The organism is Pseudomonas sp. TE21435, from assembly GCF_056279265.1.
The window spans coordinates 3,813,642-3,828,391 of record NZ_JBWBQZ010000001.1; the positions used below are offsets into that span (position 1 = coordinate 3,813,642).

Annotated in this window: 18 protein-coding genes and 1 tRNA gene; 10 read left to right on the forward strand and 9 right to left on the reverse strand. The window is 62.8% G+C overall.

Translation table 11 applies throughout. The features are described 5' to 3' along the window. Positions 1–394: 394 nt before the first annotated feature. The 6 genes from ACZ9C1_RS17210 to ACZ9C1_RS17235 all read left to right on the forward strand — a co-directional run bounded on the left by ACZ9C1_RS17210 (position 395) and on the right by ACZ9C1_RS17235 (position 2,625). Complete coding sequence (locus ACZ9C1_RS17210; protein ID WP_198755336.1) at positions 395–973, forward strand: hypothetical protein; 579 nt, start codon at positions 395–397, stop codon at positions 971–973. A gap of 9 nt (positions 974–982) precedes the next feature. Further along, the gene (locus ACZ9C1_RS17215) at positions 983–1,189 is read left to right on the forward strand and encodes a helix-turn-helix domain-containing protein (protein WP_023629980.1); all 207 of its coding nucleotides are present in this window, start codon (positions 983–985) and stop codon (positions 1,187–1,189) included. Between the two features lie 18 nt (positions 1,190–1,207). After that, positions 1,208–1,594 (forward strand): hypothetical protein, encoded by a 387-nt coding sequence (locus tag ACZ9C1_RS17220; protein WP_046853791.1) that lies wholly within the window; start codon positions 1,208–1,210, stop codon positions 1,592–1,594. A 22-nt stretch (positions 1,595–1,616) separates the two neighbouring features. Further along, positions 1,617–1,868 (forward strand): hypothetical protein, encoded by a 252-nt coding sequence (locus ACZ9C1_RS17225; protein WP_371918090.1) that lies wholly within the window; start codon positions 1,617–1,619, stop codon positions 1,866–1,868. A gap of 98 nt (positions 1,869–1,966) precedes the next feature. Continuing rightward, positions 1,967–2,042, forward strand: a tRNA-Thr gene (locus ACZ9C1_RS17230). Positions 2,043–2,301: 259 nt separating this feature from the next. Then, positions 2,302–2,625, forward strand: coding sequence for a helix-turn-helix domain-containing protein (locus ACZ9C1_RS17235; protein WP_046853787.1), 324 nt, complete (start codon positions 2,302–2,304; stop codon positions 2,623–2,625). Here ACZ9C1_RS17235 and ACZ9C1_RS17240 read toward each other — a convergent pair. Next, positions 2,622–2,930, reverse strand: a complete 309-nt coding sequence (locus ACZ9C1_RS17240; RefSeq protein ID WP_476254581.1) for a type II toxin-antitoxin system RelE/ParE family toxin — start codon at positions 2,928–2,930, stop codon at positions 2,622–2,624. The two genes, ACZ9C1_RS17235 and ACZ9C1_RS17240, sit on opposite strands and share 4 nt — an antisense overlap. 99 nt (positions 2,931–3,029) lie before the next feature. On the opposite strand from ACZ9C1_RS17240, the gene nirK reads away from it, so the two are divergent. Both nirK and ACZ9C1_RS17250 read left to right on the forward strand, forming a co-directional pair. Further along, entirely contained in the window at positions 3,030–4,175 is a 1,146-nt protein-coding gene (nirK, locus tag ACZ9C1_RS17245) for a copper-containing nitrite reductase (RefSeq protein WP_476254200.1), read from the forward strand. A 78-nt stretch (positions 4,176–4,253) separates the two neighbouring features. After that, positions 4,254–4,487 carry a DUF3079 domain-containing protein gene (locus ACZ9C1_RS17250; RefSeq protein ID WP_476254201.1) on the forward strand — a complete coding sequence of 78 codons (234 nt, stop codon included), beginning with the start codon at positions 4,254–4,256 and terminating at the stop codon, positions 4,485–4,487. Here the strand turns inward: ACZ9C1_RS17250 and ACZ9C1_RS17255 are convergent. From ACZ9C1_RS17255 to ACZ9C1_RS17265, 3 genes are all read right to left on the reverse strand, one after another. After that, on the reverse strand, positions 4,468–5,661 hold the full coding sequence (locus ACZ9C1_RS17255) for a type II toxin-antitoxin system HipA family toxin (RefSeq protein ID WP_277502275.1): 1,194 nt from the start codon (positions 5,659–5,661) through the stop codon (positions 4,468–4,470). The two genes, ACZ9C1_RS17250 and ACZ9C1_RS17255, sit on opposite strands and share 20 nt — an antisense overlap. Next, the gene (locus tag ACZ9C1_RS17260) at positions 5,658–5,909 is read right to left on the reverse strand and encodes a helix-turn-helix domain-containing protein (RefSeq protein WP_110697262.1); all 252 of its coding nucleotides are present in this window, start codon (positions 5,907–5,909) and stop codon (positions 5,658–5,660) included. The genes ACZ9C1_RS17255 and ACZ9C1_RS17260 overlap by 4 nt, the downstream gene beginning before the upstream one ends. Positions 5,910–5,997: 88 nt before the next feature. Next, the gene (locus tag ACZ9C1_RS17265; protein ID WP_431196984.1) at positions 5,998–8,274 is read right to left on the reverse strand and encodes a TonB-dependent siderophore receptor; all 2,277 of its coding nucleotides are present in this window, start codon (positions 8,272–8,274) and stop codon (positions 5,998–6,000) included. Positions 8,275–8,433: 159 nt separating this feature from the next. Between ACZ9C1_RS17265 and ACZ9C1_RS17270 the strand changes: the two genes are divergently transcribed. Together ACZ9C1_RS17270 and ACZ9C1_RS17275 are read left to right on the forward strand one after the other, a co-directional pair. Continuing rightward, complete coding sequence (locus tag ACZ9C1_RS17270) at positions 8,434–9,153, forward strand: response regulator (protein ID WP_110697258.1); 720 nt, start codon at positions 8,434–8,436, stop codon at positions 9,151–9,153. A gap of 1 nt (position 9,154) precedes the next feature. Then, complete coding sequence (locus ACZ9C1_RS17275) at positions 9,155–10,534, forward strand: ATP-binding protein (protein WP_476254202.1); 1,380 nt, start codon at positions 9,155–9,157, stop codon at positions 10,532–10,534. Here ACZ9C1_RS17275 and ACZ9C1_RS17280 read toward each other — a convergent pair whose 3' ends face one another. From ACZ9C1_RS17280 to ACZ9C1_RS17300, 5 genes are all read right to left on the reverse strand, one after another. Next, positions 10,535–10,948: a type II toxin-antitoxin system HicB family antitoxin gene (locus ACZ9C1_RS17280; protein ID WP_476254203.1), complete on the reverse strand. Its 414-nt coding sequence runs from the start codon at positions 10,946–10,948 to the stop codon at positions 10,535–10,537. Between the two features lie 16 nt (positions 10,949–10,964). Next, positions 10,965–11,156, reverse strand: a complete 192-nt coding sequence (locus ACZ9C1_RS17285; RefSeq protein WP_102681827.1) for a type II toxin-antitoxin system HicA family toxin — start codon at positions 11,154–11,156, stop codon at positions 10,965–10,967. Positions 11,157–11,335: 179 nt separating this feature from the next. Beyond that, positions 11,336–11,881: a phosphonate degradation HD-domain oxygenase gene (locus tag ACZ9C1_RS17290; RefSeq protein WP_102681828.1), complete on the reverse strand. Its 546-nt coding sequence runs from the start codon at positions 11,879–11,881 to the stop codon at positions 11,336–11,338. A 91-nt stretch (positions 11,882–11,972) separates the two neighbouring features. Further along, a complete protein-coding gene (locus tag ACZ9C1_RS17295; protein WP_476254204.1) occupies positions 11,973–12,995 on the reverse strand; it encodes a putative 2-aminoethylphosphonate ABC transporter substrate-binding protein in 1,023 nt (340 codons plus the stop codon). 30 nt (positions 12,996–13,025) lie between these two features. Further along, positions 13,026–14,750, reverse strand: coding sequence for a putative 2-aminoethylphosphonate ABC transporter permease subunit (locus tag ACZ9C1_RS17300; protein WP_476254205.1), 1,725 nt, complete (start codon positions 14,748–14,750; stop codon positions 13,026–13,028).

Sequence of the window (14,750 nt, forward strand, 5' to 3'; positions counted from 1 at the left end):
ACCAGGCGGGAGGAGGAGAGGAGCTTGAAAGCTTTACTGTTCAACATAATGAACACAAGATTAGCTGAGCTGATCGATTAAGTCAAAACGATAGGTTAGGACTAATTATTTCTCACGGAAAATAGATGACTTCAGGAAGATCCCCTTAAAGCCTGCTGAAAGCTTCGTAAATTATATTCCCCATGTTCGTTCTCTGGGGATGGCCCTGCGGTTACGCAACCGTCTTCTGCGTGGGAGCGGGCTGGCCCCGCGATCACCGGCAAGGCCGGTGCCACGTGCAGGCCCTCCTCCTGCGACAAACCGTCGCCATGAGGCAAAATACAAAATTAATTATTGTTTTACGATAATTAATCAAGAATAATCCGCCCCGTTCATCACTGTACGGAGGCACCCCATGAACAGTAGATCCGTGGCCTATGCGCGTTCGCGCCTACGCACCATCGGCGCATTCGCCGCCTACCTGGCCTGGACAACCGCGGTCGTCGAGCTGACCATCACGCCCTTGCTCTTCATCTTCGACTTCCCCGAGATTTTCAACGGCTACCTGCAAGCCTACGGCGACCAGATGCCGCTGCTGCTCGAACCCGGCTACCAGGCATCCCCCCTGGCCATCGGCCTGGTACTGGCGGTGGACATGATTCCCACGCTGATTTCCGTTGTGGCCCTCAGCCTGACCGGCCTGTTCTTCCACCGCCTCTCGCGCGGGCAGACCTGGACCTCGGCCAATATCAAATTGCTGTGGTGGGTCGGCCTGCTGTGCATCTTCACCCCGTTGCTGTGGCCGGTGACCTACACCTTGCAGGGCCTGGCCCTGGCCATCGATCTGCCGGCCGGCGAAAGGAGCTTCAGCTTCTCGATCGGTGTATCATCGCAGGCTGTCTACGAGATCATGAAAGGCATCCTGCTGTGTGCCTTCTCGCTGCTCATGCGTGACGCCAAGACCATCAGCGATGAACACAACTGTTATGTCTGACTGCTTCCTATGCCGATAATCATCCGCCTCGACGTCGTCATGGCCCGGAACAAGATGCGTTCCAAGGACCTGGCGGAAATCATCGGTATCACGGAAGCGAACCTGTCGCTGCTGAAGAACGGCAAGATCAAGGGTTTCAAGATCGAGACCCTGGAGAAGCTGTGTCGCGCCCTGAACTGCCAGCCCGGCGATTTGCTGGAGTTCAGCGACGAATGATCAAGGACTGCAACACCCATGGCACTTTTCCACAATGGCCTGGCCGCCCTCGTGCTGGCCTGCCTGGCCCTGGCCCTGACCGGCTGCGGCCCGAGCTACACCTATAGATACTCGCCACCGCCCAGCGCGCATGGCATGAACTGCATCAACAGCTGTTCGACGGAGCGCAACCACTGCCAGCAGATGGCCCGCCTGCAGGACAACAGCGAACGTGCGCTGTACCAGGCCGAGATGAGGGCCTACCAGTACTGCCAGAACGGCAAGAGCAAGAAGGAAGCGCGTCACAGTTGCCACTACCCGAGCTACCCCTTCAACACAGGGAGCAGCTACAGTTGCGGCAATGACTACGACTCCTGCTACATGGCCTGCGGCGGCACCATCCAGCGCATCCTGAACAAAGACTGATCCCGGAACGGACTCGAACATCGTGAAACACACCAAGCCTTTCGCCCTGCTGACCCTCGCCCTGGCCATGACCGGCTGCGCCAACAGCCTGCCAAGCAGCAAGCCGGCCCCGCTGAACTGGAACATGCCCGGCATGCAGCTGGGCGGTGACCGCGGCCTGCCCCTGCACAACGCCGACGGCAGCTGCCGCAAGCGCGGCTGCGACAACGGCAAGCTGTTCTTCAACCCCGGCCAGCCCGAGCCAAGCGTCAACTCCATCCACCGCGGTTGGTAGGAAAATTCTCCTTTCAGTTCGGTGACTTAGGGTTTTGTGCGCTGGATGCAACGAAGTGGTTTACAGCGCCGAATCCATCGCTATAATGACGCCCCTGTGCCGGTATAGCTCAGATGGTAGAGCAACTGACTTGTAATCAGTAGGTCCCGGGTTCGATTCCTGGTGCCGGCACCATACGCAGTATCAAAAAAGGCTCACCGAAAGGTGGGCCTTTTTTGTTTTCATGTCCCTCAGCCGAAACAAATCCCTCAAAGCCAACCCGATCAATGAGCGGGCTTGCCTACGATGGGCCGCACAGCGGCCCCGGCAATCTCTGACAACACCCCCTCTCCACCCAGCAAGACACGCCTCCAAACACAAACGCTTTGACTTGCCAAACGAGCCCAGCTACGATTTTATCTTAAATTTTAGATATTTCTGCTGAGGCAACCCCATGGCGCTTCAATTCCACGAAAGCCCTTTCCACGCCACCCACGATGCAGAGACGGCCAGCAAAATGGCCTTGAAGATGGACCTGTCTATCTTCATCACGCATTGCATCAAAAAAATGGGCCTCAAACAGCACGAAGCCGCAGCCAGGCTGAACGTGACACAGTCCCGGGTATCCGAGCTGGCCAATGGCAAGATCGAGAAATTCACGCTGGACGCCATGATGGACATGCTCGACAAACTCGGCTTTAGAACGAGCCTGACCCTCCCTTCGAACGATGCCGATTCGCCTGCGCAGATCGTGATCACTCAAACGCCCGGCAGCTAAACCCTGTACCCCATCTTCCGCAGTTCGTGCTTGAACTCCTTCATGCGGTCTTCAGCGACCTGCATCGCATGCCGGTCGGACCTGTTGGTCGTTTTCACGAACGAATGCAACACAACGACCATGTCCGCAAATTTGGCCACGTACACGCAGCGGAATGCAGGGCTGCCGTTGATGATGAGCTCTATCGCGCCCGCCCCCACCGACTCCGTCAGCGCCTTGATTGGCCGCTCAAGAGGACACTCCCCACAGATCGCAGGGGCCTCGACGAATGTCGGGGCTTTTTCGTTTCCGCGCCTGCGACACATTGTCCACCCTCTCCACTTCTTGTTTTCGCTCAATAAACCCTACTTTCAAAGCGGCTATTCCTGTGCCCGACGACTTTCGTCGACTTAAGGAGAAGTCCCATGAACGAGCAAGAAGGCGTGTCCCTGACCCGGCGTTGCATGCTGGCCGGCACTGTGTTGCTGGGCGTCGGTGCCTCGGCGCTTGGCAGTGGCCTGGCCCAGGCCGCGACCGCTTCGCCAGCCGCCGGCCCGATGCCTGACCTGGCGAAACTGGAGCGGGTGAGCGTCGAACTGGTGGCGCCGCCGCAGGTGCACCCTCACAGCCAGCGCGCTCCCGGCAAGCCGCGCATTGTCGAGTTCCGCATGGTCATCGAGGAGAAGGAACTGGCCGTCGACAGCGCCGGCGCCTACATCCACGCCATGACCTTCAACGGCTCGGTGCCCGGCCCGCTGATGGTGGTGCACGAGGGCGACTACGTGGAGCTCACGCTGGTCAACCCGGCCAGCAACAGCATGATGCACAACATCGACTTCCACGCCTCCACCGGCGCCCTCGGCGGCGGTGAGCTGACCCATGTGAAGCCGGGCGAGCAGGTGGTGCTGCGCTTCAAGGCCGACCGTGCCGGGGTGTTCGTGTATCACTGCGCGCCGGGCGGGGCGATGATTCCCTGGCATGTGGTGTGCGGCATGAACGGCGCGATCATGGTCCTGCCCCGTGACGGCCTGAAAGACCCCGAGGGCCGCCCGTTGCAGTACGACAAGGTCTGGTACATCGGCGAGCAGGACTACTACATCCCCCGCGACAAGGACGGCAAGTACAAGCGCTACGCCAACCCCATGGCCAGCTTCGGTGACATGAGCCAGCTGATGAAGGGACTGGTGCCCAGCCATGTGGTGTTCAACGGCAGCGTCGGCGCCCTGACCGGCAAGCAGGCGCTCACCGCCAAGGTGGGCGAGACCGTGCTGATCGTCCATTCCCAGGCCAACCGTGATACTCGCCCGCACCTGATCGGCGGCCACGGCGACTACGTCTGGGCCTCGGGCAAGTTCGCCAACCCGCCGCAGCGCAACCTGGAGACCTGGTTCATCCCCGGCGGCGCGGCGGGGGCGGCGTTGTACACCTTCCGCCAGCCCGGGCTGTACACCTACCTCAACCACAACCTGATCGAGGCGGTGATGCTCGGCGCCGCCGCGCATGTGCAGGTGGAGGGGCAGTGGAATGACGACCTGATGAAACAGGTGCAGGCGCCCGGGCCGATCCGCTAGCGGTATTGATCCGGATCAAGCCCCTTGGCCATGCGCGGCATAGCCTGAGCGCAGGCATCCACTTCATGGAGGGAGACCATGGCCAAGCGATTTCCCACGAACCCCAGCCATCCCGAACGGATCTGCTGGGGCTGCGACCTGTACTGCCCAGCCAAGGCACTGGCCTGCGGCAATGGCGCGGACCGGACCATGCACCCGGTGGAGTTGTTCGGCGAGGGTTGGGAACAGCTCGAAGATCATCTGGATGCGGCCATGGCCACTTCGCATGCCGCGCCCGGACAGGAAATGCCGCTCAACCAAAAGTCTGAATGAACGGCGCCGCGCTCGCCTTGATGGCGGCAACCACCTTGGGTGCCTGATCGCAAAGCGCGGACTCCCTGGCCAGTGTTCGCTCCAATGCTTCAAGCTGATTGCGAATGACTTCAGCCGGGTTGCTCACGTCGCAAAGCGGTGCGAAGTCCAGCAAGCCTTGCCGCGACGCAAACAAGGATTTGTTGCCGGATAGCGAAAGCGCCAGCACGTCTTCCGGTATGTAAGCCGTGGTATTGACGATGTCGTACGCCGGAGCCAGGCGCGCATCGCCTCGAAGAGGATCGGTGTACAACAACCCGAAATTTTTCAGATGGGCATCACCATTTCCGACGATACAGCTGAGCGCAACCATCTCGAACAGTTGCCGCAGCGATAGCCGAAGATGCTCAGGCGCGCAGAACAGGCGGATCGCCTTGGCAATGGCAGCGTAGCTCTTGCTGTACTTCTGTTCGGCGCCAAGCCCCATCAAGGCAGCCATGTCTTCGAAACCAAGTGGATTGTTCTGCTCGTCACGATCGAAGCGGCGCATGACGAACAGCTTGCCGTTGTCGGACAAGAAGAATTGAGGCACTGGCAGGCCAGAGGTTTGCGCAACCGACATGCACAGGAATTCGTTGATCGCCAAGCCCGGGAACTCGTGGCGCCCGCTCTTGATGATCAGCTCGGCTGTTTTCGAGGTAAAGCGCTGTGACAACGGGTCCAGTTGCTCCGGAACCAGGACCTTCGGCTGCACACCAGAAATGCCTGCGCGCAGAATGTAGCGATCCACCAGATCGGCGAAGATATCCTCTCCCCCATCCCATGAAAGAATGTTCGCCAGCTTCTCTCCCGGAAACGTCTGCCGCCGCAGCAATGTGTCCACTACCTGCGAACTGACATGCACACGCCCGATCGGCGAACTGCTGCCGGACAACGCCAGGAGAAGCATGGGGTCGACCTGAACGATCTTCGCCAGGCGGTTGCGCAATTGCTCGAGCACATACCCTTCGGGCAAGTTCATCTGGAACACCGGATGCAGCTCGCGATGCCTGTATTCCTCGGTGCGGACCGGCATCAACAGGCTGATCGCCGCATCAGCAACGGTGTGCGGGCCATAGCGGAAGAGGTAGTCGCCTGAACTGGTCAGCAATGCTCCACTGTCACCCTCGGGTGTCGCGACTATCAGCGGCGTCATTCGAACATCCCCTCGATTTCGTCAAGCGTCGGCATCACCGCCGCTATGACCTGCAGTTCGCAGCCGAGCGCCGCCAATGCACGTGCATATGCCCCGATGGCCACTGACAGGCTACCTTTCTCCATGGCAATGATCTTTTGCCGGGTGATACCGGCCAAGGTTGCGAGCGCCTGCTGGGTCAATCCCCGGTTAAGCCTTCGCGAGCGAACCTGCGCGCCCAGGCGCTCAACGATCAATGAGTGATCCATGTTCTCTATACGTGACAAGTTTAGATGAGTGTAACGTATAAGGAACATGATCAAAAATCAACCAGCATCAACGGTATCAAAAGCTGTTCTAGAACGCCGTGCTCACCGTCACCGCCAGGTTGCGCGGGTCGCCATAGATTGCCCCGGCATAGAACCCGTAACGGGTGTAGTAATGCTTGTCGAACAGGTTGTTGGCGTTGAGGCTGACGCTGGTGTCGTCGGTCAGTTGGTACTTGGCCATGGCATTCCAGATCGCATAGCCCGACCAGTTGACGTCGGTGGCGCTGCGGCTGACGCCGTTGCTCGGCTGCCCGGCAGGGGTGGACACCGCGCGGATGTTGCTTTGCGCACTCACGCCAGCGCCCAGGGTCAGGCGGTCCAGCGGGCCAGACAGGCGATAGGTGGTCGAGGCCTTGAACAGGTGCGAAGGATCGCTGCGCCCGTCGCTGTCCAGGCGGCGGAAGTGCAGGTAGGTGTAGCCGGCATAGACGTTCCAGTTCGGGGTCAGGGCGCCGGCGACTTCCAGGTCGATACCGTCGGTTTCCTGGCCGGAACCGGCCTTGTAGGCAGTGGCGCCGGTCGGCGTCAGCAGGTCGCCGTCCATCACTGCCTTGTTCTCCTGCCTGGTGCGGAAGTAGGCCGCGGACGCGTTCAGGCGGCCATCGAACCATTCACCCTTGATCCCGGTTTCGTAGCTCTGGCCACGGATCGGCTCGACCTTGGTGCCGCTGGCGCTCTCTTCGCTCTGCGGGTTGAAGATGTCGGTGTAGCTGGCGTACAGCGAGTAGTTGTCGTCCAGGTCGTACACCGCGCCCAGGTAAGGGGTGACGATGCCATTGTTCTGCTGGTTGCTGCGCGCACCGTTGACGCTGACGGTAGTGGCCGAATAGTCGGTGCTGCGCACACCGAGGATGAGCGACAGGGGGTCGGTGACGCTCAGGCGGGTGGCGGCATACATGCCCTGCAGACGGGTGGTGGTCTTGCTGTGCAGGCCGGTTTTCGAGGCCAGCATGGCGTAGTCGTCGTCCACGCCGTCGAGCCAGTTGCCCAGCCCCAGGCCATTGTTCGCCCGGAACTGGCAACCCACGCCACTGTTCACTGCCTTGCCGCCGCCAACCATGCTGCAGGTGTACTGCGGTGACCAGGCCACGGTGCGGCTGTCGTTGTAGCCGACCATCGCCTGATGGGTGCGCCCGAACAGTTGGAATGGGCCGGACAGGTCGATCTGCGCCGATTGCTGGGTGGTGTCGGTGGAGCTGTGCAGGCCGTTGAGCACCGCGCCGCTGCCGTCCTGGTTCCAGTAGCCGCCGTAGACACCGCGGCCGGACGAGTTGACCTTGGCCAGGCCACGGTGGTTGAGCGCCTCGCCGCTGCTCTGCGCAACCTTCAGGTCCAGGCTCCAGTCGTTATCGAAACGGTGCGCCAGCGAGCCGAAGGCGGTACGGGTGATGTACTCGCCAAAGCTCCAGCTGGGCACCACGTTGGTGCTGCGCGGCAGGTCGGTCTTGCTGCCGTCGCCGTACCAGATCGGGATGTTGGCGCCCCAGCCGCCGCCGACCACTTTGCTGTACTCGTACTGGTAGCCGGCACCCAGGGTGGTGGCATCGTCCAGGTCGAATTCGAAGTTGGCCAGGGCCGCGCGGGAGCGTTCGGACTGGTTGTCGCGGAACGAGCCGGCGTCCTGCTGGGTCATGACCAGACGCGAACGCAGGCGCCCGTCCTCGGACAGCGGCAGGTTCAGGTCGGCACCCAGGCGGCGCTTGTCCCAGCTGCCGTAGGTGGCGTAGGCGCTGCCGCCGAAGGTCCGGGTCGGCGCCTTGCGGATCAGGTTGACGGTGGCCGAGGGGTCGCCGGTGCCACCGAGCAGGCCGTTGGCGCCACGGACGATGTCGATGCGCTCGTACAGGTCCATGTTCAGCGCGTTGCCGCCGCCACTGAAGTCCGAACCTCCGGGGAACTGCAAGCCGTCGATCTTCCAGTTGCTGATCGAGTAGCCACGGGCGCGGAAGTCGGTGCGCCCGCCCACTTCCATCTTGCTCATGCTCACGCCCGGCGTGGTGTCCAGGGCCTGCTCGAGGGTGTGGATAGCACGGTCTTCCATTTGCTGGCGGGTGATGCTGGTGACCGACTGTGGCGTCTGCCGGGGTGTCAGCTGCAAGCCTGTGGAGCTGCGTGTGTTCTGCACGGTGTAGCCGATCTGGCCGCTGTCGTCGGCCAGCGGCAGCGCACTGCTGTCGATGTTGGTGGCGCCCAGTTCCAGCACCGGACTGTCAGCGAAGGCTGTGCCGCTAAGCCCGAGGGCCACGAAGAAGGCAAGCGGGGAGAGGCGACTGCCGCCTCGGACCCAGGGGGTTGTGTCAGTCATGATGCTCTTGCATACCATTTGGGAAGGCTTCGTATTCGCAGATGATTTTTTGTTACGATTCTAGGCATCTGCCCCTTCGGCTCCATGGACGGGATGTACGGGGATGTAATCGAACGTAATGAGCCTCACGGTTCCCCTTTGCACAGGTACCCCACAACCATGAGCACGACCTTGCTGGTCGTCGACGATGACGACGAGATCCGCGAACTTCTCTGCGATTACCTGACAGACGCCGGCTACCAGGTAATCGCAGCCGCCGATGGAGAGCAGATGCACGCGCAGTTGACCCGGCACAAGGTCGACCTGGTGGTACTCGACCTGATGCTGCCCGGCGAGGACGGCCTGAGCCTGTGCCGGCAGTTGCAGGCGCAGCCGGGCTTGGCGGTGGTGATGCTGTCGGCCAGGGGCAGCACCCTGGACCGCATCATCGGTCTGGAAGTAGGCGCCGATGATTACCTGGCCAAACCCTTCGAGCCGCGCGAACTGGTCGCCCGGATCAAGGCTGTGCTGCGTCGCCCCCAACGCCTGGAGGCAGAGCCCGAGATGTCGGCCAGCGAGGCACAACTGTTTGCAGGCTTGCGTCTCGATCACGTCAAGCGGTTGCTCGTTCACCCGGACGGCCAAGCCTTCAACCTGCCACGCTCCGACTACCGTGTGCTGCGTGAACTGCTGGACGCCAACAACCGCGTGGTCTCGAGGGACCACCTGACACGCAGCGCGTTCGGCCGCGACCATCTGCCCGACGACCGCTCGGTGGACATGTGCATCAGCCGCCTGCGCCAGCAACTGCGCCGGGCGCCAGGCCAAGGCGCGCAGATCCTCACCATCCGCAACGAAGGCTATCTGCTGAGCCTGGCCCGCGAAGCGCTGGGCGCCTGAGGTGCGGCTGCTTCGCCGGCTGTGGCCGCGCACGCTGTTCGGCCAACTGCTGCTGATCATGATCAGCGGCACCCTGGTGATCCAGCTGATGTCCAGCAGCATCTGGTTCGACGTTCGCTTCGCCCAGGTGCTGGAAGCGCCGGTGCGGTTGATCGCGGCGCGCAGCGCCCCCCTGATCGCCCAGGCCGAGTGCCATGGCGCGGCACGCCAGGTACCGAAGCATTACCAGCTACGTTGCGCCGAAGCGCCGCCCGAGGGTGAGCATGACCAACGGCGAGGCTGGCGGCGCATCGAGCTGTTGCTGCATCAGGCATTGGCCTACGAACTGGGGGGCGATGCGCGGCCGAGGTTGCTCAAGGTCCGGCTCACCGACGAACTGGGTCAGCCCATCGTCTGGCGCAGCCTGTTCGGCTTGCGCACCGCCCAGGCGCATATCGAGTTTGCCGTACCCCTCGCCGATGGCCACTGGCTGGTCATCGATGGCCAGGAGTTGCAGGGCTGGAGTGGCGAGTCGGCGTGGGTGCTGATCAGCGACTACCTGCTGCGGGTCTATGCCCTGCGCATCGCCGCCGTGCTGGTGGTGTGCCTGGTGGCGGTACGTCTGTGCCTGCGCCCGCTGCGCCGCCTGGCCGATGCCGCCCGTGGCCTGGGAGGCAATCTGGAACAGGCGCCGTTGCCGCTGGACGGCCCCGAGGAAGTGCGGCACGCCGCCCAGGCCTTCAACGCCATGCAGCAGCGGCTGATCCGCATGCTCAACGACAAGGCCTACTTCCTCGCCGCCGTGTCCCACGACCTGCGTACACCGCTGACGCGCATGCGCCTGCGCCTGGAACGGCTGGAGGACAGCGAACACAAGGAACGCCTGCGCCAGAACATCGCGCAGATGGACGGCATGATCGGCCAGGTGCTCGACTACTTGCGGGCGGGCGAGCAGCAGAACCTGCAAGCGGTCGACCTCGACCGCCTGGTGGCACGCCAATGCGCGGATTTGGCCAGCGCCGAAGAGCCCTTGCCGATCCATGGTCAGGTGGGCCTGGCCCAGGTAGACGCCCTGCTGCTGCAACGGTGCCTGCAAAACCTGCTGGTCAATGCCCTGCGCTATGCCGGGGAGGTCGCGGTGGAGCTGGAAAGCACGCCAACCGATGGGTACATCCATATCGACGATCGCGGCCCGGGCATCGACCCGGGCTTGCTGGCGACTGTCACCGAGCCTTTCGTGCGCGGCGAGGGCTCACGCAACCAGGCCTCTGGCGGCTATGGGCTGGGGCTGAGCATCGCCCAGCGCATCGTTTCCAGCCATGGCGGCGAACTCACGCTGGTGAATCGGCAAGGGGGCGGGTTGCGGGTCAGCGTGCGATTGCCCAAGGGCAAGATCGCCTGATCATTTGCCGTCACCCTGCAGGATCCTGAGCGCCGCTTCGGCCAGGAAGCCCGAACGGCTCTTGTGCTCCGGGTGGTTCTGTACGTAGCTGTCGATGCGGGTGAGCAGGTACGCCGGCAAGGTGATGTTGAGCTTCTCGGCCTTGCCCAGGTAGCGGGTGATGTCGATATCGATCAATGCCCAGATGCAGCCGGCATAGGCGGGATTGGCCGCATGCACGCCGACCTTGCTGGCCCTGGGGATTTCCTGCTGATCCTGGGCCAGCAGTTCGAGGTGGCCTTCGATCGCTTCACGCGCCATGGCGATGGCGTTGTCGAGGTCTTCGCCCGCCGAAAAGCAGCCGGGGATATCCGGGACTTCCACGCCCCAGGCGTGCTGGTCGTCACCGGGGAAGATCGCGATAGGGAACAACATGGTGATGGTCTCCTCGTCAGCTGGCGTAGCTGATGCGTGCCTGGCGCAGAATGCTGGCCGCAGTCGCGGGCAGCAGGTCTTTCTTGGGATGCGGGATGGTGACCAGCCCGGCTTTTTCAGGATGCTTGAAATGATGGTGGCTGCCTTTGGAGCGCACCAGATACCAGCCATCCGCCTCGATCACAGCAATCATTTCACGGCTGTTCATTCACCCATTCCTTGGGCCGGCCGATCGGTGGTTAGTATAACCACCGAAAGACAATTATCAACACCATACCCACCATTACGACAAGCGGGCTGCCAGGATGAGAAGTATGGGGAGAGGAACGGAGCAAACACCGGGAGAAGTGATGCGGGATCTTGCAGCAGGGAGAATCGCCAGATTGTTCAGAGCACGGCCAATGCCTTTGCCTTCAACACTTGCAGATCCATCACTGGCACCCCGACCTGCTTGGCCATCTCGTCCCACTCGCGCAGGCGCAGGCTGACCCCGAACAACGGGTCGGCCTCGAACGCATCGGCTTCGGCATCGTTCATCACTCCACCCTGGTACGCCAAGGTGCGTCGGCTGGCTTCACTCAAACGGTCGTAGTATCCGGGCTGGCGCAAGGTCAGGTAGCGCTTGGCCTCGACGTGGTACTGCACCAGCCTGGCCAGCCGCTCGCTGAAACCACACCGGCGCAAATATTCGGCACCAATGCGCTCATGGCTGACGACGCCATAACCGCCCATGTCCTCGCCCTCGCACAGGTGGCCGATGTCGTGGAAGAAGGCGGCCAGGATCACTTCGTCGTCGTAGCCTTCGGCCATGGCCAGTTGGGCTGCCTGGGACATGTGCTCGAGCTGGGTGATGGCCTCGCCGATGTAGTCGGCGCTGCCATGACGCTCGTACAGGGCGAAGGTGTCGTCGATGATCCTGGAAGAAGTTGGCATTGCGTGGACTCCTGCGTTGCCTGGGCTGACGCTATCGCGGGGCAGGCCCGCTTCTTGAGTGGAGAAGCCGGCTTGCCCCGCGATGAGGGCCTTACTGCTGGGCGACTTTCTCCGACTTGCCGTCGTAGCGCTTGCGCCACTCAGCGAGAATCTGGTCGCGGTTCTTCGAGGCCCAGGCGAAGTCGTTCTTGATCAGGCGCTGCTCATAGTCGGCCGGCAGTTCGGTCTGCGGCTTGGCGATGCCGGGGGCGGCGAGCACCGCGAAGTTCTCCTTGTACAGCTCCATGGCGGCAGGGCTGGCGGAGAAGTCGGCCAGGCGCTTGGCGGCATCGGCTTTCGGCGAGCCCTTGATCACCGCCGTGGCCTCGATCTCCCAGCCCAGGCCCTCCTTGGGCAGGACAATGTCCAGCGGTGCGCCCTGGCGCTTGAGCTGCACGGCCGGGTACTCGAACGAGATGCCGATCGGGAACTCACCTGCCGCCGCCAGCTTGCATGGCTTGGAGCCGGAATGAACATACTGGCCGATGTTCTGGTGCAGTGCGTCCATGTAGGCCCAGCCCTGAGGCTCGCCGAAGGTTTGCAACCAGGCGCTCACATCGAGGAAGCCCGTACCGGACGAGGCCGGGTTGGGCATGACGATCTTGCCCTTGTACTCAGGCTTGGTCAGGTCCTGCCAGCTCACCGGCTTGCTCAGGCCCTGCTTCTCGGCTTCGACAGTGTTGAAGCAGATCGTCGCGGCCCACACGTCCATGCCCACCCAGGCCGGTGGATTGGAGGCGTCGCGGTAGTTGGGCGAGATCTTGCCCAGATCCTTCGGCGCATAGGCTTCGAGCATGCCGTTCTGGTCGAGGATGGCCAGGCTGGAGGCCGCCAGGCCCCACACGGCGTCAGCCTGTGGGCGCTCTTTTTCGGCCAGCAGCTTGGCGGTGATGATGCCGGTGGAGTCGCGCACCCATTTGATCTCGATGTCCGGGTTGGCCTTCTCGAAGGCCTGCTTGTAGCTCTTGAGCTGCTCGGCCTCCAGGGCGGTGTAGACGGTCAGCTGGGTCGCGGCCGAAGCCTGCAGGCTGAACACGGCGGATACGGCAGCGGCAAGTGCGAGGGGCTTGAACATGATGCGGTTCCTATTGGTATGGGCAGTCGGTCAATGGCCGGGAGCGCGTTGGCGCCAGGCCTGGGAGCGGCGCAGCAGGCCACGCGAAGCGCCGGCCAGCAGCAGGGAGGCGGCGGCGCTGGTCAAAAGGATCAGGGTCGACATGGCAGCGGCGCCGCCAACGTTGCCGGCGTCATCCATGTTCAGCACGGCAACGGCGGCGAGGATGGTGTCGGGGCTGTAGAGGAAGATCGCCGCCGACACGGTGGTCATCGCCGAGACGAACAGGTAGCGGATGATGTCCAGCAGCGCGGGCAGGCAGATCGGCACGGTGACCCGCACGAAGTGCTTGTACAGCGGCGCCTTGAGCGACAGCGCGGCGGCTTCGAACTCACCGTCGAGCTGGCGCAGGGCGGTGGTGGCGGTCATCTGCGCGGTGGTCAGGTAGTGGGCGATGGTACACACCACCAGCAGCGCCATGCTGCCGTAGAACACGTGTAACGGGTTGCCGTTGAGGTTGAAGAAGAACACGTAGCCCAGGCCCAGCACCAGGCCGGGCACCGCCATGGGGATGAAGCTAAGCAGGCGCAGCAGCTGATTGAGCAGGCGCTGGCCTTGGGTCTTCTCCATCAGGTAGGCACCGGTGAAGATCACCACGCTGCCGATCAGCGCGGTGCCGATGGCCATGGTCACGCTGTTGCGATAGGCCAGCCAGCCGCCGCCGGCAGTGTCTTCGAACATGTAGTGCTTGAGCGACAGCGACAGGTTGTACGGCCAGAACTTGACCAGCGACGAGTACACCGCCATGCCGATCACCGCCAGCAGCGCCGTGCAGACCAGCAACACGATCGCCAGGTAGCAGCCATCACGCAGCCTCGACGGCTTGGGCTCGAACACCTGGGCGCGGCCGCTCATGGCCTCGCCCTGGCGGCGGCGCAGCCAGGCATCCACGGTAAAACTGAGCAGCGCCGGCACCAGCAGCACCATGCCGATCAGCGCACCACGGCCGAACTGCTGCTGGCCGACCACCGCCTTGTAGGCTTCCAGCGCCAGCACCTGGTAATCACCACCGACCACTACCGGCACGCCGAAGTCGGTGATGGTCAGGGTGAACACCAGGCAGAACGCCGCGAACACCGCCTGGCGCGTGGCCGGCCAGGTGATGCTGAAGAATGCCCGGGCAGGCCCCGCGCCCATGCTCGAAGCGGCATCGAACAGCCGTGCGTCGGCCAGTGACAGCGCCGAGAGCAGGATCATCAACGCATGGGGGAAGGTGTAGATGGCCTCGCCAAGCACGATGCCCCAGAAGCCGTAAATGTTGTCGCTGAGCAGCCCGCGCAGCAGGCCCTGGTTACCGAACAGATAGACCAGCGCGATCGCCGGCAGCATCGACGGCGCCAACAACGGCAGCAGCGAAATGCCGCGCCACAGCCCCTTGGTCGGGATCAGCGTGCGTTGCAGGGCATAGGCGAACAGGTAGGCGAGCGGCACGACGATGGCGGCAACGGTGAGGGCTACCGACAGGCTGTTGCCGAGCAGCCAGTGGAAGTTCGCGCTGGCAAACAGTTCGCGGGCGGCCAGCAGTCCCCCGCCCTGCCCGGCTTCAGTGCTGAAGCCACGCCAGAAGATCGCCAGCAACGGCAGCAGCACCGCCAGCACCAGCAGGCCCAGCAACAGGCTCTTGCCACCGACGACGAACAGTCGGTCCCCCAGGGCGACGCCGGTGCGTGGCCTGTCGTTGCCGTGAGTGAGCGGCAGGGTCATGGGCGCGGCCAT

Coding starts and splice junctions, on each gene's coding strand:
- ACZ9C1_RS17210 (WP_198755336.1), top strand. CDS start 395: ATGAACAGTAGATCCGTGGCCTATGCGCGTTCGCGCCTACGCACCATC.
- ACZ9C1_RS17215 (WP_023629980.1), top strand. CDS start 983: ATGCCGATAATCATCCGCCTCGACGTCGTCATGGCCCGGAACAAGATG.
- ACZ9C1_RS17220 (WP_046853791.1), top strand. CDS start 1,208: ATGGCACTTTTCCACAATGGCCTGGCCGCCCTCGTGCTGGCCTGCCTG.
- ACZ9C1_RS17235 (WP_046853787.1), top strand. CDS start 2,302: ATGGCGCTTCAATTCCACGAAAGCCCTTTCCACGCCACCCACGATGCA.
- ACZ9C1_RS17240 (WP_476254581.1), bottom strand. CDS start 2,930: ATGTGTCGCAGGCGCGGAAACGAAAAAGCCCCGACATTCGTCGAGGCC.
- nirK (WP_476254200.1), top strand. CDS start 3,030: ATGAACGAGCAAGAAGGCGTGTCCCTGACCCGGCGTTGCATGCTGGCC.
- ACZ9C1_RS17250 (WP_476254201.1), top strand. CDS start 4,254: ATGGCCAAGCGATTTCCCACGAACCCCAGCCATCCCGAACGGATCTGC.
- ACZ9C1_RS17255 (WP_277502275.1), bottom strand. CDS start 5,661: ATGACGCCGCTGATAGTCGCGACACCCGAGGGTGACAGTGGAGCATTG.
- ACZ9C1_RS17260 (WP_110697262.1), bottom strand. CDS start 5,909: ATGGATCACTCATTGATCGTTGAGCGCCTGGGCGCGCAGGTTCGCTCG.
- ACZ9C1_RS17265 (WP_431196984.1), bottom strand. CDS start 8,274: ATGACTGACACAACCCCCTGGGTCCGAGGCGGCAGTCGCCTCTCCCCG.
- ACZ9C1_RS17270 (WP_110697258.1), top strand. CDS start 8,434: ATGAGCACGACCTTGCTGGTCGTCGACGATGACGACGAGATCCGCGAA.
- ACZ9C1_RS17280 (WP_476254203.1), bottom strand. CDS start 10,948: ATGTTGTTCCCTATCGCGATCTTCCCCGGTGACGACCAGCACGCCTGG.
- ACZ9C1_RS17285 (WP_102681827.1), bottom strand. CDS start 11,156: ATGAACAGCCGTGAAATGATTGCTGTGATCGAGGCGGATGGCTGGTAT.
- ACZ9C1_RS17290 (WP_102681828.1), bottom strand. CDS start 11,881: ATGCCAACTTCTTCCAGGATCATCGACGACACCTTCGCCCTGTACGAG.
- ACZ9C1_RS17295 (WP_476254204.1), bottom strand. CDS start 12,995: ATGTTCAAGCCCCTCGCACTTGCCGCTGCCGTATCCGCCGTGTTCAGC.
- ACZ9C1_RS17300 (WP_476254205.1), bottom strand. CDS start 14,750: ATGGCCGCGCCCATGACCCTGCCGCTCACTCACGGCAACGACAGGCCA.